At 73.1% G+C, this 22,739-nt stretch carries 22 protein-coding genes; 11 read left to right on the top strand and 11 right to left on the bottom strand.

Annotated elements, in window-relative coordinates; translation table 11 throughout:
• Positions 1-26 precede the first annotated feature (26 nt).
• On the bottom strand, positions 27-677 hold the full coding sequence (locus ACWD1Z_RS05505; protein WP_451115770.1) for a helix-turn-helix domain-containing protein: 651 nt from the start codon (positions 675-677) through the stop codon (positions 27-29).
• A gap of 224 nt (positions 678-901) precedes the next feature.
• Between ACWD1Z_RS05505 and ACWD1Z_RS05500 the strand changes: the two genes are divergently transcribed.
• The 7 genes from ACWD1Z_RS05500 (at position 902) to ACWD1Z_RS05470 (ending at position 7,260) form a co-directional block, all read left to right on the top strand.
• Positions 902-1,573, top strand: coding sequence for an MmyB family transcriptional regulator (locus ACWD1Z_RS05500; RefSeq protein WP_451115769.1), 672 nt, complete (start codon positions 902-904; stop codon positions 1,571-1,573).
• 76 nt (positions 1,574-1,649) lie between these two features.
• Positions 1,650-2,807, top strand: a complete 1,158-nt coding sequence (locus ACWD1Z_RS05495) for an NAD(P)/FAD-dependent oxidoreductase (RefSeq protein ID WP_451115767.1) — start codon at positions 1,650-1,652, stop codon at positions 2,805-2,807.
• Positions 2,804-3,106 (top strand): (2Fe-2S)-binding protein, encoded by a 303-nt coding sequence (locus ACWD1Z_RS05490; protein WP_451115765.1) that lies wholly within the window; start codon positions 2,804-2,806, stop codon positions 3,104-3,106. The genes ACWD1Z_RS05495 and ACWD1Z_RS05490 overlap by 4 nt, the downstream gene beginning before the upstream one ends.
• Entirely contained in the window at positions 3,099-4,508 is a 1,410-nt protein-coding gene (locus tag ACWD1Z_RS05485; RefSeq protein WP_451115763.1) for an FAD-dependent oxidoreductase, read from the top strand. The genes ACWD1Z_RS05490 and ACWD1Z_RS05485 overlap by 8 nt, the downstream gene beginning before the upstream one ends.
• A gap of 89 nt (positions 4,509-4,597) precedes the next feature.
• Positions 4,598-5,494, top strand: a complete 897-nt coding sequence (locus tag ACWD1Z_RS05480; RefSeq protein WP_451115761.1) for a dihydrodipicolinate synthase family protein — start codon at positions 4,598-4,600, stop codon at positions 5,492-5,494.
• Between the two features lie 5 nt (positions 5,495-5,499).
• Positions 5,500-6,501, top strand: a complete 1,002-nt coding sequence (locus tag ACWD1Z_RS05475) for a proline racemase family protein (RefSeq protein WP_451115759.1) — start codon at positions 5,500-5,502, stop codon at positions 6,499-6,501.
• A gap of 57 nt (positions 6,502-6,558) precedes the next feature.
• Positions 6,559-7,260, top strand: a complete 702-nt coding sequence (locus ACWD1Z_RS05470) for a GntR family transcriptional regulator (protein WP_451115757.1) — start codon at positions 6,559-6,561, stop codon at positions 7,258-7,260.
• Here ACWD1Z_RS05470 and ACWD1Z_RS05465 read toward each other — a convergent pair.
• Genes ACWD1Z_RS05465 through ACWD1Z_RS05450 form a run of 4 tightly spaced genes read right to left on the bottom strand, consistent with a single transcriptional unit; the run spans position 7,254 to position 10,595 of the window.
• Complete coding sequence (locus ACWD1Z_RS05465) at positions 7,254-8,057, bottom strand: ABC transporter ATP-binding protein (protein WP_451115755.1); 804 nt, start codon at positions 8,055-8,057, stop codon at positions 7,254-7,256. The genes ACWD1Z_RS05470 and ACWD1Z_RS05465 overlap by 7 nt on opposite strands.
• A gap of 20 nt (positions 8,058-8,077) precedes the next feature.
• Positions 8,078-8,857 (bottom strand): ABC transporter permease, encoded by a 780-nt coding sequence (locus ACWD1Z_RS05460; RefSeq protein ID WP_451115753.1) that lies wholly within the window; start codon positions 8,855-8,857, stop codon positions 8,078-8,080.
• Positions 8,854-9,627 carry an ABC transporter permease gene (locus ACWD1Z_RS05455; RefSeq protein WP_451115752.1) on the bottom strand — a complete coding sequence of 258 codons (774 nt, stop codon included), beginning with the start codon at positions 9,625-9,627 and terminating at the stop codon, positions 8,854-8,856. Before ACWD1Z_RS05455 ends, ACWD1Z_RS05460 begins: the two co-directional genes overlap by 4 nt.
• Positions 9,624-10,595 carry an ABC transporter substrate-binding protein gene (locus ACWD1Z_RS05450; protein WP_451115750.1) on the bottom strand — a complete coding sequence of 324 codons (972 nt, stop codon included), beginning with the start codon at positions 10,593-10,595 and terminating at the stop codon, positions 9,624-9,626. The genes ACWD1Z_RS05455 and ACWD1Z_RS05450 overlap by 4 nt, the downstream gene beginning before the upstream one ends.
• A gap of 163 nt (positions 10,596-10,758) precedes the next feature.
• On the opposite strand from ACWD1Z_RS05450, the gene ACWD1Z_RS05445 reads away from it, so the two are divergent.
• Complete coding sequence (locus ACWD1Z_RS05445; protein WP_389419156.1) at positions 10,759-11,574, top strand: IclR family transcriptional regulator domain-containing protein; 816 nt, start codon at positions 10,759-10,761, stop codon at positions 11,572-11,574.
• Here the strand turns inward: ACWD1Z_RS05445 and ACWD1Z_RS05440 are convergent.
• Genes ACWD1Z_RS05440 through ACWD1Z_RS05430 form a run of 3 tightly spaced genes read right to left on the bottom strand, consistent with a single transcriptional unit; the run spans position 11,525 to position 13,667 of the window.
• The gene (locus ACWD1Z_RS05440) at positions 11,525-12,448 is read right to left on the bottom strand and encodes a PDR/VanB family oxidoreductase (protein ID WP_451115748.1); all 924 of its coding nucleotides are present in this window, start codon (positions 12,446-12,448) and stop codon (positions 11,525-11,527) included. The two genes, ACWD1Z_RS05445 and ACWD1Z_RS05440, sit on opposite strands and share 50 nt — an antisense overlap.
• The gene (locus ACWD1Z_RS05435; protein ID WP_389419154.1) at positions 12,445-12,600 is read right to left on the bottom strand and encodes a hypothetical protein; all 156 of its coding nucleotides are present in this window, start codon (positions 12,598-12,600) and stop codon (positions 12,445-12,447) included. The genes ACWD1Z_RS05440 and ACWD1Z_RS05435 overlap by 4 nt, the downstream gene beginning before the upstream one ends.
• Positions 12,597-13,667: a Rieske 2Fe-2S domain-containing protein gene (locus ACWD1Z_RS05430; protein WP_451115746.1), complete on the bottom strand. Its 1,071-nt coding sequence runs from the start codon at positions 13,665-13,667 to the stop codon at positions 12,597-12,599. Before ACWD1Z_RS05430 ends, ACWD1Z_RS05435 begins: the two co-directional genes overlap by 4 nt.
• Positions 13,668-13,948: 281 nt before the next feature.
• On the opposite strand from ACWD1Z_RS05430, the gene ACWD1Z_RS05425 reads away from it, so the two are divergent.
• Positions 13,949-16,000 carry a phosphocholine-specific phospholipase C gene (locus tag ACWD1Z_RS05425; RefSeq protein ID WP_451115744.1) on the top strand — a complete coding sequence of 684 codons (2,052 nt, stop codon included), beginning with the start codon at positions 13,949-13,951 and terminating at the stop codon, positions 15,998-16,000.
• A gap of 6 nt (positions 16,001-16,006) precedes the next feature.
• Here ACWD1Z_RS05425 and ACWD1Z_RS05420 read toward each other — a convergent pair whose 3' ends face one another.
• Positions 16,007-17,098 (bottom strand): hypothetical protein, encoded by a 1,092-nt coding sequence (locus tag ACWD1Z_RS05420; RefSeq protein ID WP_451115742.1) that lies wholly within the window; start codon positions 17,096-17,098, stop codon positions 16,007-16,009.
• Positions 17,095-17,895 carry a phosphatase PAP2 family protein gene (locus tag ACWD1Z_RS05415; protein WP_451115740.1) on the bottom strand — a complete coding sequence of 267 codons (801 nt, stop codon included), beginning with the start codon at positions 17,893-17,895 and terminating at the stop codon, positions 17,095-17,097. The genes ACWD1Z_RS05420 and ACWD1Z_RS05415 overlap by 4 nt, the downstream gene beginning before the upstream one ends.
• Before the next feature lie 217 nt (positions 17,896-18,112).
• On the opposite strand from ACWD1Z_RS05415, the gene ACWD1Z_RS05410 reads away from it, so the two are divergent.
• Positions 18,113-18,727 carry a TetR/AcrR family transcriptional regulator C-terminal ligand-binding domain-containing protein gene (locus ACWD1Z_RS05410; RefSeq protein WP_451115738.1) on the top strand — a complete coding sequence of 205 codons (615 nt, stop codon included), beginning with the start codon at positions 18,113-18,115 and terminating at the stop codon, positions 18,725-18,727.
• Between the two features lie 145 nt (positions 18,728-18,872).
• Here ACWD1Z_RS05410 and ACWD1Z_RS05405 read toward each other — a convergent pair whose 3' ends face one another.
• A complete protein-coding gene (locus tag ACWD1Z_RS05405) occupies positions 18,873-19,850 on the bottom strand; it encodes a DUF2510 domain-containing protein (RefSeq protein WP_451115737.1) in 978 nt (325 codons plus the stop codon).
• A gap of 196 nt (positions 19,851-20,046) precedes the next feature.
• Between ACWD1Z_RS05405 and ACWD1Z_RS05400 the strand changes: the two genes are divergently transcribed.
• On the top strand, positions 20,047-22,731 hold the full coding sequence (locus ACWD1Z_RS05400; protein WP_451115735.1) for an ATP-binding protein: 2,685 nt from the start codon (positions 20,047-20,049) through the stop codon (positions 22,729-22,731).
• Positions 22,732-22,739 lie beyond the last annotated feature (8 nt).

Here is a 22,739-nt window from a genome sequence, read left to right as displayed (position 1 = left end):
ACGGATGCCCACAGTTCTCCCCCGGGTCACGACTCGGGCCGCTTGACGCTCTCCAGGAGCATGTCCAGCCATTCGGCGACCTTGTCGCGATGCTGGTCGGTGGGCAGTTGCGCGGCCCGCCAGGCGATCCCGCGCACGCCGTGGTCCTGCAGCAGCCGCTCCAGCGGGTCCGCGGCCGCGACCGCCGCCTCCCGCTCGGCGAGCTGCTGGAGGAGCTCCTGCTCGGTGCGCTGCAGGGCGCCCGCGAGCGCCTCGGGGTCCTCCGCGGTGAGGAAGCCCGCGTGCACCCGGAAGAAGCGCTGGATGGCGTCGCAGTGCTCCATGGTGGGGCGCCGGTCGCCGTTGATCAGGGCGCCCGCCTGCTGCCGCGACATGCCCGCCCCGTCGGCGATCTCCTGCTGGGTGTACTTGCGGCCGTTGGGCTTCAGCCGGGTGCGCCGCAACAGGTCCAGCCGCTGGAGGAAGCGGGCCTGGACGTCGGGTTCGCCCGCGGGCCGGCCGCGCAGCAGCGCCTTGACCACGGGCTCGGGAACACCGGAGGCGACGGACAGCCGGCCGGTGTCGAAGACGTCGGTGTGCGGCACGCCCAGCCGGTCGGCCAGCGCGGTCACGCGAGCGACGACGGCCGGCAGTGCCGCCGTCCCCGTGGCGCCCGGACCCTCGAAGCCACCCGTCACCGACAGAACTCCTACGTCTCTCACCGTCTTCTCACCAGCGGTCGCGTGTGAACTTCCCGGAGAGTAGCGGGTGGTTCGAACTCACATCCAGGTCTCGCCACAACTGTGGCCAATTTCAGCCGTCAACCGGCATGAAATGCCACGATAGTTGACACCGCTTGCGTCGGGGCAGCAGGATCGGGGCGCCGCGTCAAGGCCGCACAGGCAAGAGGGGTGACCTCCCGATGGCATATCAGGCAGGAGGGCAGCGATCGGCACCGCGGCCCGTCCCCGGCGATCCAGAGGCCGAGGCGTATCTCCAGGACTGCGCGACCCTCCTGGAGGCCGGGTCCTTCCCCTCCGTCGTGCTCGACCACCGCTGGGACGTCGTCCTGGCCAACGCCGCTTTCGCGTCACTTTTCCGTGGCGTTGGCCCGCATCCGACGGCCATGCCCGGTGACAACTTCCTCCGGTTCGTGCTCTTCCACCCCGACGCGAGCACGGTCCTCGGCGAGCACGAGTCCCGCTGGTGCCTGCCGATGCTCGCGAACTTCGCCGCCGCCGTGGAGCGGCACGGCCACGACCACGGCCTCCAGGCCATCCGCCGGGACATCGCCCAGGACCCCATCATGGAGGCCGCCTACCGGCACGGCCTGCCGCACTGGATCCGCACGGTCGGCGAGCAGGCCCTCGCGCACGACGGTGCCGTCCGGCCGCTGCTGCACCCGGATCCCCGCTGGGGCGCCATCGACTGCCGGATCGTCGACGAGACGCCGGGCGTCCTCAAGGACATGGGCTACACGCGGATCACCCTGGTGCTGCGCGAGGCGCGCCGCCCCGCGCACCCCTCCCGCAGAGCGGGACGTCCGCGGCGCACGGCAACCCATCTGAGCGTGGTACCCGCCCCCGAGGTCTGACGGGCACCGTCGGCGTTCAGGTCGCCGACGGCGCCTTGTCATTCCCCGTACCAGAGCCATGTGACATAGTACTGCCGTGAGCATGCGACTGACCTGCGACGTCGTGGTCGTCGGGGCCGGGATGGTGGGCGCCGCCTGCGCGCTGTACGCCGCCCGGGCCGGACTCGACGTCATCGTGGTCGACCGCGGCCCGGTGGCCGGCGGCACGACCGGAGCGGGGGAGGGCAACCTCCTCGTCTCCGACAAGGAGCCCGGCCCCGAACTCGACCTCGCGCTCCTGTCGGGCCGCCTGTGGGCCGAACTGGCCCGGGAACGCGGCGAGTCCATGGAGTACGAGGCCAAGGGCGGCCTCGTCGTGGCCTCTTCCCCCGAAGGGCTCACCGCGCTCCAGCGCCTCGCCGACGGCCAGCGCGCCGCCGGAGTCCTCGCCCGGCCGGCCACCGGCGAGGCCCTGTACGACCTGGAACCCCACCTCGCCCCCGGCCTGCCGGGCGGCATGCACTACCCGCAGGACGCCCAGGTGATGCCCGCGCTGGCCGCCGCCCATCTGCTCCGCGCCTCCGGCGCCCGGCTCCTCACCGGCCGTACCGTCACGGCCGTCCCCCGCACCCCCGCCGGCGCGGTACGCGGCGTCCGCACCGACCGCGGCGACATCCACGCCCCGGCGGTCGTCAACGCCACCGGCACCTGGGGCGGTGAACTGGCCGCCCTCGCCGGCACCCACCTGCCCGTCCTCCCGCGCCGCGGCTTCGTCCTCGTCACCGAACCCCTGCCGCGCCTGATCCGGCACAAGGTGTACGCCGCCGACTACGTCGCCGACGTCGCCAGCGACTCGGCCGCGCTCCAGGCCTCACCGGTCGTGGAGGGAACCGCCGCCGGCCCGGTGCTGATCGGCGCCGGCCGGGAGCGCGTCGGCTTCGACCGGAGCTTCTCGCTGCCCGCCGTCAGGGAGTTGGCGGCCGGCGCGACCCGGCTCTTCCCCGCCCTGGCGGACGTCCGCGCCCTGCGCTCCTACCTCGGCTTCCGCCCGTACCTCCCCGACCACCTGCCCGCCATCGGCCCCGACCCCCGGGTCCCCGGCCTGCACCACGCCTGCGGCCATGAGGGCGCCGGCATCGGCCTCGCCACCGGCACCGGGCACCTCATCGCCCAGGCGCTCGCCGGGAAGACCCCCGACCTGAGCCTGGCGTCGTTCCGGCCCGACCGCTTCCCCGAGCCCGCGGAGGCCGCGTGAGAACGCCCCTGGACCTGGCCGGAGCCCGCCCCGGCCCCGCCTTCACGGTCACGCTCGACGGCCGGGAGATCGAGGCCCTGCCCGGGCAGACCGTGGCCGCCGCGCTCTGGACGGCCGGGGTCACCTCCTGGCGCACCACCCGGGGCGAGGGCCGCCCGCGCGGCGTCTTCTGCGGCATCGGCGTCTGCTTCGACTGCCTGGTCACCGTCAACGACCGCCCCAACCAGCGCGCCTGCCTGGTCCCCCTGCACCCGGGCGACGCGATCCGCACCCAGGAGGGGACCGGCCACGATGACTGAACGACCCCACCTCGCGGTGATCGGCGCGGGCCCGGCGGGCCTCGCCGCGACCGTCGCGGCCGCCGCCCACGGCCTGCGGGTCACCCTGATCGACGCGGCGGCCGAGGCGGGCGGCCAGTTCTACCGCCGCCCCCCGGCCGCCCTGCGCGCCCGCCGCCCCCAGGCCCTGCACCACCAGTGGCACACCTGGGAACGGCTGCGGGACGGGCTGAGCGCCCAGGAAGAAGCCGGGCATGTACGGCAGTTGACAGGCCATCACGTCTGGCTGGTCGAGCGCCGACGCCACGGATTCACCGTGCACGCCCTGGTCGGCCCCGAACAGCGGGACGCGGCGGAGGTGCGCGCCGACGCCGTCCTGCTGGCCACCGGCGGCTACGAGAAGGTGCTGCCCTTCCCCGGCTGGACGCTCCCCGGTGTCGTCACCGCGGGCGGCGCGCAGGCCATGCTCAAGGGCGGCCTCGCGGTGTCCGGCCGTACCGCCGTGGTCGCCGGGACCGGGCCGCTGCTGCTGCCGGTGGCGACCGGGCTCGCCGCGGCGGGCGTCGAGGTGGCCGCGCTGGTCGACTCGGCCGGCCCGGCGGCCTTCGTACGCCGGTCCCGGGCACTGCTCGCCGAACCCGGCAAGGTGGCCGAGGGCGCCGGGTACGCGGCACGGCTGCTCCGGCACAGGGTGCCGACGCTCACCCGGCACACCGTGGTCGAGGCGCACGGCACCGCACGGCTGGAGGCGGTGACCGTGGCCGCGCTCGACCGTGCCGGGCGGGCCAGGCCCGGCACCGGGCGCCGTATCGCCTGCGCCACCCTGGCCGTGGGGCACGGCATGCTCCCGGACACCGACCTCGCCGAGACCCTGGGCTGCCGGCTCGACGGACTCGCCGTGCACGTCGACGACGAGCAGCGCACCGACGTCCCCGGCGTGTGGGCGGCCGGCGAGACCACCGGCATCGGCGGCTCGGCCCTCTCGCTCGCCGAGGGGCACATCGCGGGCCGCTCCGCCGCCGCCCGGCTGCGCGGCACCGCACGCGACCCGCGCGCGTGGGCGGCGGCCACCCGGGCCCGGACCCGGCTGCGCGCCTTCTTCGCCGCGCTGGACACGGTGTACGCCCCGCCCGCTCACTGGGCCGAACTGGTCACCGACGACACCGTGGTGTGCCGGTGCGAGGAGGTCACCGGCGGCGCGATCCGCGAGGCCGTCGCCGGACTCGGGGCCGGGGACGCGCGGACCGTGAAGCTGCTGACCCGGGCCGGGATGGGCTGGTGCCAGGGGCGGGTGTGCGGACCGGCGGTCGCGGGGCTCGCCGGGTGCGCGCTCACACCGTCGCGCCGACCGTTCGCCCGGCCCGTGCCGCTCGGGGTGCTGGCACGGGCCGGGGACACGGACGGTGACCGCGACGGCGACTGACCACACCCCGCACCCGTGCTCCCCACCGCACCGAAGATGCACCCGGCCTGTGCCATGTCACACTCCACCGAGACCGAGGGAAGGCCCATATGACCACCATCGACCCCCGCCCCTGGCACGGAGTCCTCGTCGCCACCGCCCTCCCGCTCCGCGACGACCTCTCCGTCGACCTCGACCGCTACGCCGAGCACTGTGCCTGGCTCGTGGCGAACGGCTGCGACGGCGTCGTGCCGAACGGCTCGCTCGGCGAGTACCAGGTCCTCACACCCGAGGAGCGCGCCCGCGTCGTCGAGACGGCCGTGGCCGCCGTCGGCGGCGAGCGGGTCATGCCGGGCGTCGCCGCGTACGGCTCGGCGGAGGCCCGCCGCTGGGCGGAGCAGGCGCGGGACGCCGGATGCGCGTCCGTGATGCTGCTGCCGCCGAACGCCTACCGCGCCGACGAGCGGTCGGTGCTGGCGCACTACGCCGAGGTCGCGAAGGCGGGCGTGCCGGTCGTCGCGTACAACAACCCCGTCGACACCAAGGTCGACCTGGTGCCGGAGCTGCTGGCCGAACTGCACGCCGAGGGCCACATCCACGCGGTCAAGGAGTTCTCCGGCGATGTCCGCCGCGCCTACCGGATCGCGGAACTCGCCCCCGAACTCGACCTGTTGATCGGCGCCGACGACGTCCTGCTGGAGCTGGCGCTGGCCGGCGCCAAGGGCTGGGTGGCGGGTTACCCGAACGCGCTGCCCGCGGCGACGGTGCGGCTGTACCGCGCGGCCGTCACCGGGGACCTGGACACCGCGAAGAAGCTGTACGCGCGACTGCACCCGCTGTTGCGCTGGGACTCCCGGGTCGAGTTCGTGCAGGCCATCAAGGTGTCCATGGACGTCGCCGGGAGGTACGGCGGCCCCGTGCGCCCGCCGCGCGTGCCGTTGCTGCCCGAGCAGGAGGCCGTCGTCCGCGCCGCCACCCAGAAGGCCCTCGCGGCCGGATCGGTCTAGGGGCCATGCGCAGCGAACTCGTCCTGCACGCCGTCGACTCGCACACCGAGGGCATGCCCACCCGGGTCGTCACCGGCGGCATCGGCACCATCCCCGGCGCCACCATGAACGAGCGGCGGCTGTACTTCCGAGAGCACCGCGACCACATCAAGCGGCTCCTGATGAACGAGCCGCGCGGCCACTCCGCGATGAGCGGCGCGATCCTCCAGCCGTCCACCCGCCCCGACTGCGACTGGGGTGTCCTCTACATCGAGGTGTCGGGCTATCTGCCGATGTGCGGGCACGGCACGATCGGCGTGACGACCGTGCTGGTGGAGACCGGCATGGTCGAGGTCGTCGAACCGGTCACCACCATCCGGCTCGACACCCCGGCGGGCCCGGTCGTCGCCGAGGTCGCGGTGGAGGGCGGGGCCGCGAAGGCCGTCACGCTGCGGAACGTGCCGTCCTTCTCCGTCGCCCTCGACCGCACGATCGCACTGGCCGACGGGCGCACGGTGACCTACGACCTGGCCTACGGCGGCAACTTCTACGCCATCCTGCCGCTGACGGAGTTCGGGCTGCCCTTCGACCGCACCCGCAAGGACGACATCCTCCGGGCGGGCCTGTCCCTCATGGAGGCGATCAACGCCGACTCGGAGCCCGTCCACCCCGAGGACCCCTCCATCCACGGCTGCCACCACGTCCACCTGTACGCGCCGGGCGCCACCGCCCGTCACTCGCGGCACGCGATGGTGATCCACCCGGGCTGGTTCGACCGCTCGCCCTGCGGCACCGGCACCAGCGCCCGCATGGCGCAGCTGCACGCCCGCGGCGAACTCCCGCTGCACACCGACTTCGTCAACGAGTCGTTCATCGGCACGACGTTCACCGGCCGGTTGCTCGGCACCACCGAGGTCGCGGGGCGCCCCGCGGTCCTGCCGAGCTTCACCGGCCGGGCCTGGATCACCGGAACCGCCCAGTATCTCCTCGACCCCAGCGACCCCTTCCCGGCCGGATTCGTGCTCTGAGCCGGGCAGGGACAATGGCCGGTGACGCGTGACATTGCATTCCTAGGAGACACCTCTATGGCCGCCCAGCCCGCCGGCGCCCCCTCCCTGCCCACGCTGGGCGGCAAAAAGCGCAGCTACCGCGAGGGGGTCGCCGACGCCCTGCGGGCCGCGCTGATCGCCGGCGAGCTGCTCCCGGGCGAGGTGTACTCCGCGCCGACCCTGGCCGCCCGCTTCGGCGTCTCGGCGACGCCGGTGCGCGAGGCCATGCTGGACCTCGCCAAGGAGGGCCTGGTCGACACCGTCCCCAACAAGGGGTTCCGGGTCACCGCGGTCTCCGACCAGCAGCTCGACGAGTACACCCACATCCGCGCGCTCATCGAGATCCCCACGGTGACCGAGCTGGCGAGGACCGCCGACCCCGTCTCGCTTCAGGCGCTGCGCCCGGCGGCCCGGGAGATCGTGCGGGCGGCGGCCGCCGGTGACCTGATCGCGTACGTCGAGGCCGACACCCGCTTCCACCTCGGCCTGCTCGCCCTCGCGGGCAACGCCCACCTCGTCGAGGTCGTCGGCGACCTGCGCGGCCGCTCCCGCCTCTACGGGCTCACCGCGCTGGTGAAGGCGGGCCGGCTGCTGGCCTCCGCGGAGGAGCACCTGGAACTCCTCGACGCCCTGCTGGCCCGGGACGAGCACGCCGTGCGGGAGGTCATGACCCGGCACCTCGGCCATGTGCGCGGACTGTGGGCCGCGCAGCGGTCCGCGCCGCCCGGCGTTCAGTGAGGCGGAGGCGTGTCCGCCTTCAGGACCGGCACCCCCCGTTTCGCCGCCTGGATCTGCTCGTACACATGGGTGCGCAGCTCCGCGAAGCGCGGTGCGACCCGGGTGTGCAACTGGTCCCGCTCGTCCGGGAGATCGACCTTCAGCTGCTCCTGGACGACGGTGGGGGAGGCGGACAGCACGACCACCCGCTCGCCCAGGTACACGGCCTCGTCGATGTCGTGGGTGACGAACAGGATCGTGATCCCCCGCTCCCGCCACAACCGCCGTACCAGGTCCTCCAGATCGGCCCGGGTCTGCGCGTCGACCGCCGCGAACGGCTCGTCCATCAGCAGCACCCGCGGCTCGTAGGCCAGCGCCCGGGCGATGGCCACGCGTTGCTGCATCCCGCCGGACAACTGCCACGGATAGGCCCCCGTGGCGTCCTCCAGACCGACGGACTCCAGCGCGTCCCGCACCAGTTCCCGTCGCCGCCCCTTGTCCAGGTCCTTCTGCCGCAGGGGGAGTTCGACGTTCTCGCCGACCCTCATCCACGGGAACAGGCTGCGCCCGTACTCCTGGAACACGAACGCCATCCCGGGCGGCGGCCCGGTCACCTTCCGTCCCTCCAGCAGGACTTCGCCGCCGGTCGGCGCGAGCAGGCCGCCCATGCACTTCAGCAGGGTGGTCTTCCCGCATCCCGACGGGCCCACGAGACAGACCAGTTCACCCGCGTCGACGGTGAAGGTGAGATCGCGCACCGCCTCCACCCGGCGTCCGGATCCCTCGTACACCTTCTTCAGGCCGCGCACGTCGAGCATGGGTTGCCCTTTCAGGAGGTTCACGGGGACCGCCGGGTGGCGGCGCGCAGGCCGTGGTACCAGCCGAGGACGCGCCGTTCGACGAGCTGGAAGACGACGGAGAGCAGAAAGCCGAGCAGACCGAGGACCAGGATGCCGGTCCACATGTCGGGGATGGCGAAGCTGCGCTGGAACTGCACGATGGTGAAGCCGAGTCCGTTGCTGGCGGCGAACATCTCGCTGATGACCATCAGGATGATCCCGAGCGACAGCGCCTGGCGCAGGCCGGCGAAGATCTGCGGACTCGCCGAGCGCAGCACCACGTGCCGCAGCCGCGCCGCGCCCGTGACGCCGTAACTGCGGGCCGTCTCCGCCATCACCGGGTCGACCGCGCGCACGCCCTCGACGGTGTTGAGCAGGATCGGCCAGACGCAGCCGCTGGCGATCACGGTGATCTTCATGGTGTCGCCGATGCCCGCGAACAGCATGATGACCGGCACCAGCACCGGCGGCGGCACCGCCCGCAGGAACTCCAGCACCGGCTCGCACACCGCCCGCACCCGCCGGTAGGAGCCGATGACCGTGCCGAGCGCCACGCCCGCCACGGCCGCGAGCGCGTAGCCGGCGGCCAGCCTGAGGACGCTGGGCAGGACGTCGTCCCGCAGCCGGTCGGCGGTCCAGACGTCCGGGAAGGTCTCCAGGATCGTCCGCAGCGGCGGCCAGTACACGTCCGTGCTGTCGTCGGAGGCCACCCACCACACGCTCACCAGCACGGCGGGCAGCGCGAGGACGAAGACGGTGCGCAGGAGCAGCAGCCTCACACCATCACCTCCCCGCGCACCGACTGGTGCCAGGCCAGCGCCCGCCGTTCCACCGTCCGCGCGCCCACGTTGATCAGCAGCCCAAGCAGGCCGGTGACCACGATCAGCGCGTACATCTCGGGTACCGCCTGGGAGTTCTGCGCGATGGCGATCCGCGCGCCCAACCCCGGGGCGCCGATGACGAGTTCGGCGGTCACGGCGAGGATCAGCGCCACCGCGGCGGCGAGCCGCACCCCGGTCATGACGTACGGCAGCGCGGTCGGCCACAGCACGTGCCGGATCCGAGCCCAGGTGCCGAGACCGTACGACCGTGCCGTCTCGTCGGCGACCGGGTCGAGGTCCTGGACGCCGTAGAGGACCTGGATCAGTACCTGCCAGAAGGAGGCGTAGACGACGAGGAGGAGGACCGAGCGCAGTTCGGTGCCGTACAGGAGCACGGCGAGCGGGATGAGCGCGACCGAGGGGATGGGGCGGAGGAACTCGATGGTGGAGGCGGTGGACTCGCGCAGGTACGGCACCACCGAGATCAGCACGCCCGCCGCGATCCCCGCGCAGGAGGCGATGGCCAGGCCCAGCGCCCAGCCGGTGAGGGTGTCGCCGAGCGCCGACCAGAAGGCGGAGTCGGCGAGTTCGGCGCCGAAGGCGTCGGCGATCCGGCTGGTGGGCGGGAAGTACGCCTCCTTGACCAGGCCGAGCCGCGGCACCGCCTCGCCGAGGGCGAGGAAGACCGCGAGCCCGGCCGCACCGAGTACGGCGTTCAGGCCCTTCACGAGAGGAGCTTGTCCAGGTCCGGGGTGGTCTTGAACAGGCCGTCGTCCTGGCCGAGTCGCATCAGCTTCTCGAGGGAGGCGCGGTCCGGCTCGGCGGGCCACTTCGGCAGCGTCACCTGCTCCAGCACCGCGGGCGGGATCTTGGTGTACGTCGTGACGATCTCGCGGACCTCGTCGGGGTGGGCGTCGGCGTAGGCGAGGGACTCGGCGGTGGCGTCCTGGAACTTCTTCACCAGCTGCGGGTTCTCCTGCGCGTACTGGACGGAGGTGAAGTACATCGCCACCGTGAGGTTCGGGGCCACGTCGACCAGGGACGAGGCGATCTCCCGGCCGCCCTGGCTCTTGACCGTGGCGAGCGCCGGCTCGACCACCATGGCCGCGTCGATCTGCCCGGCGTCGAGCGCGGCGGGCATCTGGTCGAAGGCCAGCTCCACGAACTGCACCTTGTCCGGGTCGCCGCCCGCCTTGCGCACCGACTCGCGCACCGCGGTCTCGTTGATGTTCCTCAGCGTGTTGACGGCGACCTTCTTGCCCTCCAGGTCCTTGGGCGACTTCACCGCGCTGTCCTTCTTCACGGTGAGCCCGCCGAAGTCCTTGCCGTCCTGGCCGGTCGAGGCGATGCCGTTGGCGATCGCCCGCACCGGCACGTTGTTGGACTGGGCGATCATCAGCGAGGTCATGTTGCTGAACCCGAACTGGTACTGCCCACTGACCACGGCCGGCACGATCGCCGCGCCGCCCTGAGCGGTCGTCAGTTTCAGCTTCAGACCGTGCTTCTCGTAGAAGCCCTTCTCCTGGCCGAGGTAGAGGGGCGCGACGTCGACGATGGGGATGAGCCCCACGGTGACGGTGGTGACGCCGCCCGCCGAGGCGTCCTCGTCCGACGGATCACCGTCGTCGGACGAGCCGCAGGCCGTCAGGGCGAACAGGAACGTGCCGGCCGCGACAACGGCGAGCAGACGACGCATGACTCCTCCTGTGCAGACAACGGTGTTTCCGACAGGCTGTGCGCTGACCGCACAGTAGTGCTCAAATGCGCTCAGCGGGAAGGTAGAGCCCCGCACCGATCAGGTCAACGAGTTTTGCTGACAAGATTGTTGACATGTATTTCTGACAGGTCAGGAGGCGCTGATGCCCGAGCCGGACCGCGGTCGCCACTTCGTGAACTCCTTCGCGCACGGCCTCGCCGTCGTCCGCTCCTTCGACGCCGAGCACCCCGCCCGCACCCTCAGCGAGGTGGCCCGCGACTGCCGGCTCACCCGCGCCGCCGCCCGCCGGCTGCTGCTGACCCTGGTCGACCTCGGCTATGTCCACCAGGACGGACGCCAGTTCAGGCTCACCCCCCGGGTGCTGGAGCTCGGCTACTCCTACCTCTCCAGCTTCACGCTGCCCGAGCTCGCCGAACCGCACCTGGAACAACTCGTCGGCCGGGTACGGGAGTCGTCGTCCCTGTGCGTGCTGGACGGCGACGACATCGTCTACGTGGCCCGGGTCCCGACCAGCCGCATCATGACCGCGTCCATCACCGTGGGCACCCGCTTCCCCGCCCACGTCACCTCGGTGGGCCGGGTGATCCTGGCCCATCTGACGGAGGAGGAGATCGGCACCCGGCTGGCGCGGGCCGACCTGAGCCCGCTGACCCCGCGCACCCTGGTCGCACCGGACGCGCTGCGGGCCGAGCTGCGCCGGGTGCGCCGGCAGGGGTACGCGATCGTCGACCAGGAACTGGAGCTGGGGCTCCGGTCGGTCGCCGCCCCGGTGCGGGACCGGGGCGGCGCGGTGACGGCGGCCGTGAACATCGCGGTGCACGCCGGCCGCAACTCCCTGGAGTCGGTACGCCGTGACCTGCTGCCGCCGCTGCTGGACACGGTTGCCCGGATCGAGGCCGACCTGCGGATCACAGGTCCAGCACGAGCCGCTTCCCCCGGCACCGGGACACACAGATGAGCATGGTCTCCCCGGCCGCGCGCTCGGCGTCGCTCAGCACCGAGTCCCGGTGGTCGGGGGTGCCTTCGACGACATCGGTCTCGCAGGTCCCGCAGGTGCCCTCGGCGCAGGAGTACAGCACCTCGACCCCGGCGGCGCGCACCGAGTCCAGCACGGAGACCCCGGGCGGGACGGTGACGGTACGGCCGCTGCGGGCGAGAACGACCTCGAACTCGGCGTCCTGCCCGGCCGGTTGCTCCTTCGGGCGGAACCGCTCGACCTGGAGGACCCCAGCCGGGCACCGCTCCTCCACCGCGTCCAGCAGGGGCCCCGGGCCGCAGCAGTAGACGAGGGTGCCGTCGGGGAGGCCGTCCAGGACGGACGCCAGGTCCAGCAGTCCGGTCTCGTCCTGGGGTGCGAGCGTCACGCGGTCGCCGTAGCGGCGCAGTTCACCGGTGCAGGCCATGGAGGCCCGGGTGCGGCCGCCGTACAGCAGCGTCCATTCGGCGCCCGCCGCGTCGGCCGCGGCGAGCATGGGGAGGATCGGGGTGATCCCGATGCCGCCCGCGACGAAGCGGTAGCGGGCGGCCGGGCGGAGGGCGAAGTGCTGGCGCGGGCCGCGCACCCGGACCGTGCCGCCCGGCCCCAACCGCTCGTGCACGAAGGCCGATCCGCCCCGCCCGTCCGGCTCCCGCAGCACCGCGATCCGCCAGGCGGCGCGGTCGGCGGGGTCGCCGCACAGGGAGTACTGCCGCTCCAGGCCGGGACCGAGGAGCAGGTCGATGTGGGCCCCGGGCGCCCACTCGGGGAGCGGCCGGCCGAGGGGATGGGCCAGGGTGAGCCCGACGACCCCCTCCGCGAGCGACTCCCGCTTCAGCACGACGAGTTCGGTCATGAATCGTGTCCCTCGGGATGGCCGAGCATCCACTCCCACATCTCGACGGGGTCCTCGGCGGTGTGCCGGGCGCCGCAGTGACAGGTGCCGCGCAGCACGTCGGTGCCCGGCAGCCAGTCGATCCGGTAGATCTCGCCGGTCGGCGCGGTCACAGCGCCTTCTCCACCGGCTTGTCGCCCTCCTCGGCCAGCCGGGCGAGGATCCGGCGGGCGGCCAGGCCGCCGGTGTCGATGTTGATGCTGAGCTCCTGGTAGCCGTCCCGCTCGGTGCCGAGCGAACGCTGGAGCAGGTTGAGCGCGGTGACGTCCTGCATGACCACCGTGTGGTTGTTGCTCCGCAGGAACTCGGTGACCTCGGCGTCGTCCGTGGCCCAGTCGCGGGACACCGCCCAGAAGTCGTACACCCTGCCCGCGGCGGACGGGGTGATGGCGTACGTGATCTCGGTGTGGAAGCCGCCCGGATCGCTGCCGTCGGCCCCCGGCACGACGCCGACCGGAGCGACCCTGCTGTGCAGGAGGTAGAGGCAGGGCGCGTGGTACTCGATGTCCTGCCGGCGCATGATCCGGCCGTCGATGCCGGTCGACCGGGCGTAGAACGGCGGGCATTCGGCGTCGTCCATGTGCCGGCTCACCCGGACGATCCCCGCGCCCTCGTCGACCTCCGTGGTGATCGGCGTCTCGGCGACCTCGGGGGTGCCGATGTAACCGCCGTGCAGATAGGTCTCGTGGGAGAGGTCGAGGAGGTTGTCGACGAGGAGACCGTAGTCGCAGTCGATGGGCTCCATGCCGCGGACGGTGATCCAGCCGGGCGAGTCGAGATGCGCGGCGCGCGGCACGGCCTGCGGATCGGCGAGCGCCGGGTCGCCGATCCACACCCACACCAGCGAGTCCTGCTCGACCACGGGGTAGGAGGCGACGCGGGCGGTGCGCGGTACGCGCTTCTGCCCCGGCACGTACACGCAGGCCCCGGTGGTGTCGTACGTGAACCCGTGGTACCCGCACACGATCCGGTCCCCGTCGAGCCGCGTCGGCGCCTCGGACAGCGGGTACCTGCGGTGCACACACCGGTCGTGCAGCACGACCGGTGACCCGTCCTCCTCGCTGCGGTAGAGGACGAGCGTCTCCCCGAGGACCGTCCGGCCGAGCAGCTCCCGCCCGACCTCGTGGCTGTAGGCGGCGACGTACCACTGGTTCCTGGCGAAGGCGGTGGTGTGTGGCATGGCATTCCCGTCCCTGAGAGCGGGGCGCCGTCGCCCCGCGTGCCGTGGTGGGGACCAGGGTCGTGACGCGCACGGGGGCGGGGCAAGGCGGCTTCCGTCAGGCGGAAGCGCTACCGGTCGGTGGTCCGGGCCGCTCCGGCACCACCCGTACCGGTGACTTTCACACGGCCGCCACCGGACCCTTCCCTGACGTTTGGTGCTCTTGGAACACTCCTTCCGCGCACAATCCGTCACACCGTTCCGACCGGTCGAACACCCCCAAGGGGAGAGGTCCCTCACTCATGCCCGAAGTCAACCGGCGCCGATTCCTTCAACTCGCGGGCGCCACCTCGGCGTTCACCGCGCTGTCGAGCAGCATTCAGCGCGCCGCCGCCATCCCGGCGAACCACCGCACAGGGTCGATCGAGGACGTCGAGCACATCGTCGTCCTGATGCAGGAGAACCGTTCCTTCGACCACTACTTCGGCAAGCTGAGGGGCGTCCGCGGCTTCGGCGACCCGCACCCGGTGACGCTGGACAGCGGCAAGTCGGTGTGGCACCAGTCCGATGGCACCGAGGACCTGCTGCCCTTCCACCCCACCGCCGACGACCTCGGCATGCAGTTCCTGGAGGGCCTGCCGCACGGCTGGACCGACGGCCAGGCCGCCTACAACAAGGGCAAGTACGACAAGTGGGTCCCCGCGAAGGGCACCACGACGATGGCGTACCTGACCCGCGAGGACATCCCCTTCCACTACGCCCTCGCCGACGCCTTCACCGTCTGCGACGCCTACCACTGCTCGTTCATCGGCTCCACCGACCCCAACCGCTACTACATGTGGTCGGGTTGCACCGGCAACGACGGCACGGGCGGCGGTCCGGTCCTCGGCAACGATGAACTCGGCTACGGCTGGACGACCTACCCCGAGCGGCTGGAGCAGGCGGGCATCTCCTGGAAGATCTACCAGGACATCGGCGACGGCCTGGACGCGGCCGGCTCCTGGGGCTGGATCAGCGACCCCTACCGCGGCAACTACGGCGACAACTCCCTGCTGTACTTCGACAAGTACCGCGAGGCCCAGCCCGGCGAGCCCTGGTACGACAAGGCCCGCACCGGCACCGACGTCAAGAGCGGCGACGGCTACTTCGATCAGCTGAAGGCCGACGTGCGGGCCGGGAAGCTGCCGCAGATCTCCTGGATCGCCGCCCCCGAGGCCTTCACCGAGCACTCCAACTGGCCCTCGAACTACGGCGCCTGGTACATCGCCCAGGTCCTGGACGCCCTCACCGCGAACCCGGAGGTCTGGTCGAAGACGGCCCTGTTCATCACCTACGACGAGAACGACGGCTTCTTCGACCACCTGGTGCCGCCGCTCCCGCCGAAGGACGCCTCCCGGGGCAAGTCCACCGTCGATGTCTCGCTCGACCTCTACCCGGGCGACAGCAGGCGCCCGGCCGGCCCCTACGGCCTCGGTCCGCGGGTGCCGATGCTGGTCGTCTCGCCGTGGAGCAAGGGCGGTTACGTCTGCTCCGAGACCCTCGACCACACCTCGATCCTGCAGTTCATGGAGCGCCGCTTCGGGGTGCGGGAGACCAACATCTCCCCGTGGCGCCGGACCGTGTGCGGCGACCTGACCTCGGCGTTCGACTTCTCCCGCAAGGACAGCCGGCCGGCCGCGCTGCCGGGAACGGACGCGTACGAACCGCAGGACCGCGACCGGCACCCCGACTACCGGCCGACGCCGCCGGCCGACCCCGACATGCCCCGCCAGGAGCGCGGTCTGCGCCCGGCCCGCCCGCTGAAGTACGCCCCGTCCGTGGACGGTTCGGTGGACCCGGCGGGCGGCAGGATCACGCTGACCTTCGCCTCCGGCGCCAATGCGGGCGCCGCCTTCCTGGTGACCTCCGGCAACCGCACCGACGGTCCGTGGACGTACACCACCGAGGCGGGCAAGAACATCGCGGACACCTGGAACTCGGCGTACTCGAACGGCTCGTACGACCTGACCGTGCACGGCCCGAACGGCTTCCTGCGCGTCTTCAAGGGCCCGAACAAGACCGCCGGGCCCGAGGTCACCGCGCGCCACACCGGTGACGATGTGCAGCTGGCCTTCACCAACAAGGGGCCGGGCACGGTCCGGCTGAAGGTCACCAGCGGCTACGGCGGTGCGGCGCGGACCTTCACCGTGCGCCCCGGCGCCACCGTGCGGCACACCGCCGACCTCACGGCGAGCCGGCGCTGGTACGACCTGACCGTCACCTCCGACGCCGACCCGGCGTTCCTGCGGAGGTTCGCCGGTCACGTCGAGAACGGGCGGCCGGGTGTGAGCGACCCGGCGATGATCGTCGAGTAACGCGTCTCACAGCGGCGTGAGGTGCCCCGGCTTCACCTGCCGCGGCACCATCGCGGGCTCCGCGGCCGCCGTACCGGGCTCCAGGGCCAGGACGGCGGCCACGGGGTGATCGTCATCGACGGCGGCCGCGGATCCGGTCGGCTGGGGGTCGGTGACGGGGATCCCCGCTGCCGGCCGGTCAGCCAGGCTCAGCCGGGCCTCGGCGGCGGAGATCCCCGGCGCCGGCTGGGCGTCGGCGGTGAGAGCCCTCAGCGTCAGGGCCGCGTCCGCCGCGTCCGCGGCCGGTGCGGCCCGGGTCAGGAGGATGACCCCACGGGCCGCGACGCCCGCGCCCGTCAGGGCGAGCAGGGCGCCGGTCGCGCCGCCCTGGAGCCGCTCGCCCAGAAGCGCGAGCCCGATCAGCGCGGCGGCCACCGGGTTGGAGAGGGTGACCAGCGCGAGCGGGGCGTCCAGGCCGTCCCGGTAGGCCGACTGCGACAGCAGCAGACCGCCCGCCGCGAAGGCCGCGACGACCAGGGCCACCCCGATCACCTGCATGCTCAGCAGGCTCCCCGAGCGGTCCGTCGCGGCCACCGTCACGGTCTGGGTGAGCGCCGAGGCGACCCCGGAGGCGACGCCGGACGCGGTGGCGTGCCGCAGCCCGCGCCGCTTGCCCGGCCGGCCCAGTACGCCGATCAGCACCGCGGTCACCGCGGCCACCGCCACCGCCTCGGAGGGGCTCAGCACCTCTTCGGGCGCCGACCCGGACGCCGTGGCGAGGATCGCCGCCAGGCCCAGGAGGGTCAACGCGGTGCCCCGCCACTCGACGGCGCTGACCCGGCGCCCCGCGACCCGCGCGCCCAGCGGCACGGCCGCGACCAGCGTGAGCGCGCCGAGCGGCTGGACGACGGTGAGCGGCCCGTACTTCAGGGCCACCACGTGCAGCAGCGCGCCGGTGGCGTTCAGCCCGACCGTCGACCACCAGGCGCTGGAGCCGAGCAGCCGCAGCACCCCGCTCCCGGCGCTCCTGGAGGCGAGCCGCTCCTGGGCGACCGCGGCGGTCGCGTAGGCGACGGCCGAGAACAAGGACAGGATCACGGCGATCAGGGTCGCGTTCATCGTCCCGCTCCCACGAGTACGGGCTGGTCCTCGGCCGGTACCAGCTGCTTGGTGCCGCGCCGCGCGGTCGTCGTCGCGCGGTGCGGCGGATGGATGACCGCGAGGGCCGGCCCGAGCAGGGCGGCCGCCACGATCGCGTCGAGCCAGTAGTGGTTGGCCGTCCCCACGATCACCAGCAGGGTCAGCACCGGGTGCAGCAGCCACAGCCAGCGCAGGCGCGACCGGGTGGCGACGATCAGTCCGACGGCGCCCATCAGGGCCCAGCCGAAGTGCAGCGAGGGCATCGCCGCGAACTGGTTGGACAGCTGGTCACTGGAGGGCGGGCCGTACACGGACGGCCCGTACACCCGCGCGGTGTCGAGCAGGCCGGTCCCGGCGAGCATCCGCGGCGGGGCCAGCGGGAAGAGCAGATGGCCCGCCAGCGCTACGGCGGTGACCGCGGCCAGCACCCGGCGGGCCCACACGTAGTGCCCGGGGCGGCGCAGGTACAGCCAGACCAGGAAGGCCACGGTGGCCGGGAAGTGCACCGTCGCGTAGTAGGTGTTCGCGAGGCGGATCAGGGTGTCGCCGTGCAGCAGCACCGACTGCACCGAGCCCTCGCCGGGCAGCCGCAGGGCCCGCTCCAGGTCCCAGACCCGGTCCGCGTTGCGGAAGGCCTCGCCGGTGTGGCCGGTGGCCAGCTGCCGGCCGGCCTTGTAGACGAGGAAGAGTCCTACGACGAGCAGGAGCTCACGGACGAGCGGCGGACGAACGGTCGCGTCCGGCTCGGCTGACACAGGCTCGGTGCGGGCATTCATTCCCCCGGCCCTTTCGCTGACGGTGGTGCGTGGGTGGTGCGGGCGGCGGCCCGCAGGTCTGGTGGACTCCGCGAACGCACCGAACTCATCGATACGGGTAAGTACCGAAACGACACTGTACCGATACGCCAGTGTACCGATACGAGCGGGTACCGGTACACTGGCGTACCGATAGACATCGGACACACTGGAAGCACTCGAGCGAGGAGAAGAGCCGATGACGTCGCAGGCCGCGGACGGACCGGACACGGTCACCGCCTCGCGCCGCTCCAAGATCACGCCCGAGCGTGAGAAGGAGTTCTTCGACGCCGTCCTCGACCAGATCCGTGCGTGCGGCTACGAGGCCGTCACCATGGAGGGCGTGGCCGCGAGCACCCGGTGCAGCAAGTCCACGCTCTACCGGCAGTGGAAGACCAAGCCCCAGTTCGTCGCGGCGGCCCTGCGGGCCAGCCGCTCCCCGCGGTTCGCCGGCATCGACACCGGGACGCTCGCGGGCGATCTGCGCGAGGCGGGACGGGCGGTGGGCGACTGCTCCGGCGACACCAGCGTCCTGCTCCAGGCCTTCGGCCACGCGGTCACCCAGGACCGCGAGCTCCAGCAGGCGCTGCGCGAGACGCTCATCGAACCCGAGCTCGCCGCGCTCGGCAGGATCCTCCAGCGCGGCGTCGAGCGCGGCGAGGTCGCCGCCGACCATCCCGCGCTGCCGTACGTCGCCCCGCAGATCTTCGGCGTGCTGCGCGCCCGGCCGGTGCTGGAGGGCGAGTTCGCCGACCCCGACTATCTGCTGAGGTTCGTGGAGGCCGCCGTACTGCCCGCGCTGGGCCTGAAATAGAGCTCAGGCCGCCGTCCACGGGATGACTGGACGGCGGCCTGGACGCGCCGCACCGTGGGGACGGGGGCGGCGCGCACCCCCCGGCCGGGTGGGGTCCCTCTTGAGCGGAGAGGTGCCCCACCCGGCCGTTCGTCGTACCGGCGCCTCAGACGTCCTGGCCGTTGCCGGTGCCGGACGCCACCTCGATGCCCTTGGTCATCTCGTCGATCACGGACTGCTTCTCACCGACGTCGATCCCGAAGCGGACCACCACGATCCGCCCGGAGTCGGCGGGGGAGGGGAAGGCAAGCGACTCGACATAGCCGTCGGCGCCCTTGCTGGTGACCGCCTTCCAGCGCACCCGGTAGCCCTTCTGCCCGGCCACCGTCACCGCCTCGGAGGCCAGCACCTCGTGCGAGGTGATCCCGCCGTAGCCCTCGCCGTAGGACTGCTCGGCGTTCTCCTCGATGTCCGCCTTCGCGACCGCCTCGGCGGTGCCGCCCTTGGTGCCGAGCGCCTCCGCCGGGGCCGAGTAGGCGCCGCCCTTGGTGCAGCTCTGGGAGGTGTCGCCGGGGCACTTGTACGACTCCTCCGAGGTCACCGAGGCGCCCACGGTGATCTCCTGGCCGTACCAGCCGTCCGGCACCGGCAGGCTGATGCCGCTGATCGGGTCGGTCACCGAACCGCTCTCGATGCGCGGCGCCTCGGACCCCTCGGGCGACGGGGAGGGGGACTGCCCCTCGGGGCCGCCGGAGTCGCCGAAGGGGTCGTCCTGGCCGCCGGGGCCGCCCGGACCGCCCGGACTCGGCGAGGAGGTGGCGGTGGAGCCGTCCGAGCCCCCGTCGCCGGCCAGGGCGTACACGCCCACGCCGATGGCCGCGAGGACCGCGGCGGCCACCGCCACGGCTATGCCCGTCCGCACCCCGCGCCGCCGGCCGGGCGGCGGCGCGGGATAAGCCGGATAGGTCGGATAAGCCGGATGGGCCGGATGTGCTCCGGCGGCCGGCGGACCCCATACGGCGGCCGAGCCCACGGGGCGGGTCTGGTCCGTCCATGCCCTGCCGTCCCACCAGCGCTCGGTGGCGGGACCGTCACTTGTCTGCCCTGGGTCGGGATACCACCCGGGAGGAGTCACCTGCGTCATGCCCCCACCGTATGAGGCGACGGTGAAAGCCGGATGAGAGGGATCCGGACCGCCCCCGCCGAGTCCTTCCCGTCATCCTCCCGAACGGTCCGTCACCCGTGACGGCAACAGCTGCCCGGACCGCCCACCAAGCGGACGGCCGGAGGACTACGCTCAAGTGCTGTACGTCGTTCGGGCGACTTGGGGAGGTAGCGGGATGACGGAGGGACGGCCCCCGGTGGCCGCGTCGGCCTTCCTGTGGGAGCGCGAGGCCGAAGTCGCCGCCGTCGTCAGGGCGGTGGACACCCTGTGCGCCGACCGCTCCTCCGCGGGCAGCCTGTTGGTGATCCGCGGCGAGGCGGGCTTCGGCAAGACCGCCCTGCTGGCCGAGACCCGGCGCATCGCCGAGGCCCGCGGCTGCCAGGTCTGGTCGGCCCGCGGCGGCGAGACCCTCAGGTCCGTCCCCTTCAACGTCGTACGGCAGTTGCTCCAGCCGGCCCTGGTGTCGCTGCTGCCGGAGGAGGCCCGCGAGTACCTCGGAGACTGGTACGACATCGCGGGCCCCGCCCTCGGCATAGCGGAACCCGGCGAGCGGCGGCCCGACCCGCAGGGCGTGTGCGACGGTCTGGTCGCGGCCGTACGGCGACTCGCGCGGCGCGACTGGCCGCTGGTGCTGCTCATCGACGACGCGCACTGGGCCGACCAGGAGACGCTGCGCTGGCTCGCCGCGTTCGCCGAGCGTCTCGACGACCTGTCCGTGCTCGTGGTGGTGGCGCGCAGGCCCGGGGACGTCCGGGGCGAGAGTGCCCGGCACCTGGAGGCGGTGGCCGCAGCCGCCGGGAGCCCCGTCACCAACCTGAGCGCGCTGACCCCGGACGCCACCGCGGGCCTGACCCGGGCCACCCTGGGCGGGCACGCCGACGCCGCGTTCTGCCGCGAGGTCTGGGCGGTCACCGCCGGAAACCCCTACGAGACCGTCGAACTCCTCGCCAAGGTGCAGGACAGCGAGATGGAGCCGGTCGAGTCCTCCGCGGCCGAACTGCGCGCCCTGAACCGCTCGGCCCGCGGCGGCGGACTCGTCGCCCGCCTGGAGGGACTCGGCATCGAGGCCACCCGGTTCGCCTGGGCGGCCGCGATCCTCGGCGCCGGCATCACCGTCGACCAGGTCGCCGAACTCGCCACCATGAGCCGTGAGGACGCCGTCCGCTGCGCCGACCTCCTGCTCAACGCCCGCATCCTCACCACCCCCGACCCGGCGTCGGGCGCGGTGGAGGAGGGCGAGCTGGAGTTCGTCCACCCGCTGATCGCCACCGCCGTCTACAACTCCATCCCGCCCGCCCTGTGCACCGCCATGCACGGCATCGCCGCCCGCGTCGTCACCGACTCCGGGCGCGGCGCCGCGGCCGCCTCCCGCCATCTGCTGGAGGTTCACCCGGACGACGACGCCGAACTGGTCGGGCAGTTGCGCGAGGCCGCCGCCGAACACCTCGCCGTCGGCGCCCCGGACGCCGCCCGCCGCTGTCTGGAACGCGCCCTGCGCGAACCGCCCCGGCCCGAGGTCCATCCGCACGTCCTGTACGAACTGGGCTGCGCCGCCCTGCTGACCGCACCGGCCACCACCATCAACCACCTGCGCAGCGCGCTCGCCATGCCCGGACTCGACGGCCCCGCGCGCGTGGACGCCGTCTACCGGCTCTCCCAGGCGTTCCTGCACAACAACCAGATCGAGGAGGCCGTCCGCACCGTCGAGGCGGAGGCCGCCCGGCACGAATCCGGGCCCGCCAAGCTCCGGTTGCAGGCCGTGCAGTACATGTGGGAGGGCATCCACGCGGGCGAGGCCAGCTCGCCCGGGAGGTCCGAGCGGCTCGCCGAACTCGCCCGCACCTGCTCCGGCCGGGACAACTCCGAGCGCGCCGTGCTCATCCTGCGCGGCTTCGACGCCATGGCGCACGGCGAGAACGCCGAGGAGGTCGTCGAGCTGTGCGACCGCGCCCTCGTCAACGGCCGCCTGGCGCCCGGGCTCGGCTGGACCGACCCGGAGTGGGGCATCGAGCTGCTGATGATGCTCGCCAGCGCGTACGCCTTCGCCGACCGGCTCGACCGCGCCGAAGCCCTCTACACCGAGGCCCTGCGCGCCTACGAGTCGGCCGGCTGGAGCGGCGGCCACCTCGCCCTGGCGCACGCCTACGTCGGGGTGGGACACCGCAGGCGGGGACGGCTGCGCGAGGCGGAGAAGTCGCTGCGCGAATCGCTGCGGCTGGCCGAGCGCGTCGGCCGCGGGCTGCCGCTGTACTGGTCGGCCACCTGCAACCTGGTCGACACCCTGCTCGCCCGCGGCCACGCCCAGGAGGCCTGGGAGGTCGCCGAGCAGTACGGCTTCGCACCGCCGTACCCGTCCACCATCGTGCTGCCCGACCCGCGCTCGGTGCGCGGCCGGCTGCTGCTGGCCGTCGGCCGGACCAAGGACGGCATCAACGAACTGGAGCAGGCCGAGAAGGCGGCGGCCGCCCGCGGCCACCACAATCCCGTGCTCGTGCCCTGGGCCGTCGACCTCGCCCGTGCCCTCGCCACCGAGGACCCGGCGCGGGCCGCCCGGCTCGCCTCCGACGCGCGCCGGCACGCCGAACGCTTCGGCACCGACACCGCCATCGGGGAGGCCCTGCGCTGCGCCGCCGCCCTGGAGACCGGCCAGCGCGCGGTACGGCTCGCCGCGCAGGCGGTGACCTTCCTGGAGGCCTCGCCCTGCCAGTACGAGCACGCCGCCGCCCGCATCGAGTACGGCATCGCGGCCCGCTCCACCGCCGAACTCAACCGGGGCCTGACCCTGGCCCGGCTGTGCGGCGCCGACGGCCTGGTGACGAAGGCGGAGGAGGCGCTGGCGAAGGGAACCGGGCCGGCCTAGCCGGGACC

This window comes from Streptomyces sp. NPDC002784, from assembly GCF_053592135.1.
The sequence above is the reverse complement of the archived record's forward strand: the minus strand, read 5'-3'. Positions and strand labels throughout refer to the sequence as shown.

Bases quoted from the DNA above. Each gene is read 5' to 3' on its own strand.
- ACWD1Z_RS05500 (WP_451115769.1), top strand. From the start codon at position 902: ATGGCATATCAGGCAGGAGGGCAGCGATCGGCACCGCGGCCCGTCCCC.
- ACWD1Z_RS05485 (WP_451115763.1), top strand. From the start codon at position 3,099: ATGACTGAACGACCCCACCTCGCGGTGATCGGCGCGGGCCCGGCGGGC.
- ACWD1Z_RS05480 (WP_451115761.1), top strand. From the start codon at position 4,598: ATGACCACCATCGACCCCCGCCCCTGGCACGGAGTCCTCGTCGCCACC.
- ACWD1Z_RS05475 (WP_451115759.1), top strand. From the start codon at position 5,500: ATGCGCAGCGAACTCGTCCTGCACGCCGTCGACTCGCACACCGAGGGC.
- ACWD1Z_RS05470 (WP_451115757.1), top strand. From the start codon at position 6,559: ATGGCCGCCCAGCCCGCCGGCGCCCCCTCCCTGCCCACGCTGGGCGGC.
- ACWD1Z_RS05465 (WP_451115755.1), bottom strand. From the start codon at position 8,057: ATGCTCGACGTGCGCGGCCTGAAGAAGGTGTACGAGGGATCCGGACGC.
- ACWD1Z_RS05450 (WP_451115750.1), bottom strand. From the start codon at position 10,595: ATGCGTCGTCTGCTCGCCGTTGTCGCGGCCGGCACGTTCCTGTTCGCC.
- ACWD1Z_RS05445 (WP_389419156.1), top strand. From the start codon at position 10,759: ATGCCCGAGCCGGACCGCGGTCGCCACTTCGTGAACTCCTTCGCGCAC.
- ACWD1Z_RS05440 (WP_451115748.1), bottom strand. From the start codon at position 12,448: ATGACCGAACTCGTCGTGCTGAAGCGGGAGTCGCTCGCGGAGGGGGTC.
- ACWD1Z_RS05430 (WP_451115746.1), bottom strand. From the start codon at position 13,667: ATGCCACACACCACCGCCTTCGCCAGGAACCAGTGGTACGTCGCCGCC.
- ACWD1Z_RS05425 (WP_451115744.1), top strand. From the start codon at position 13,949: ATGCCCGAAGTCAACCGGCGCCGATTCCTTCAACTCGCGGGCGCCACC.
- ACWD1Z_RS05420 (WP_451115742.1), bottom strand. From the start codon at position 17,098: ATGAACGCGACCCTGATCGCCGTGATCCTGTCCTTGTTCTCGGCCGTC.
- ACWD1Z_RS05415 (WP_451115740.1), bottom strand. From the start codon at position 17,895: ATGAATGCCCGCACCGAGCCTGTGTCAGCCGAGCCGGACGCGACCGTT.
- ACWD1Z_RS05410 (WP_451115738.1), top strand. From the start codon at position 18,113: ATGACGTCGCAGGCCGCGGACGGACCGGACACGGTCACCGCCTCGCGC.
- ACWD1Z_RS05405 (WP_451115737.1), bottom strand. From the start codon at position 19,850: ATGACGCAGGTGACTCCTCCCGGGTGGTATCCCGACCCAGGGCAGACA.
- ACWD1Z_RS05400 (WP_451115735.1), top strand. From the start codon at position 20,047: ATGACGGAGGGACGGCCCCCGGTGGCCGCGTCGGCCTTCCTGTGGGAG.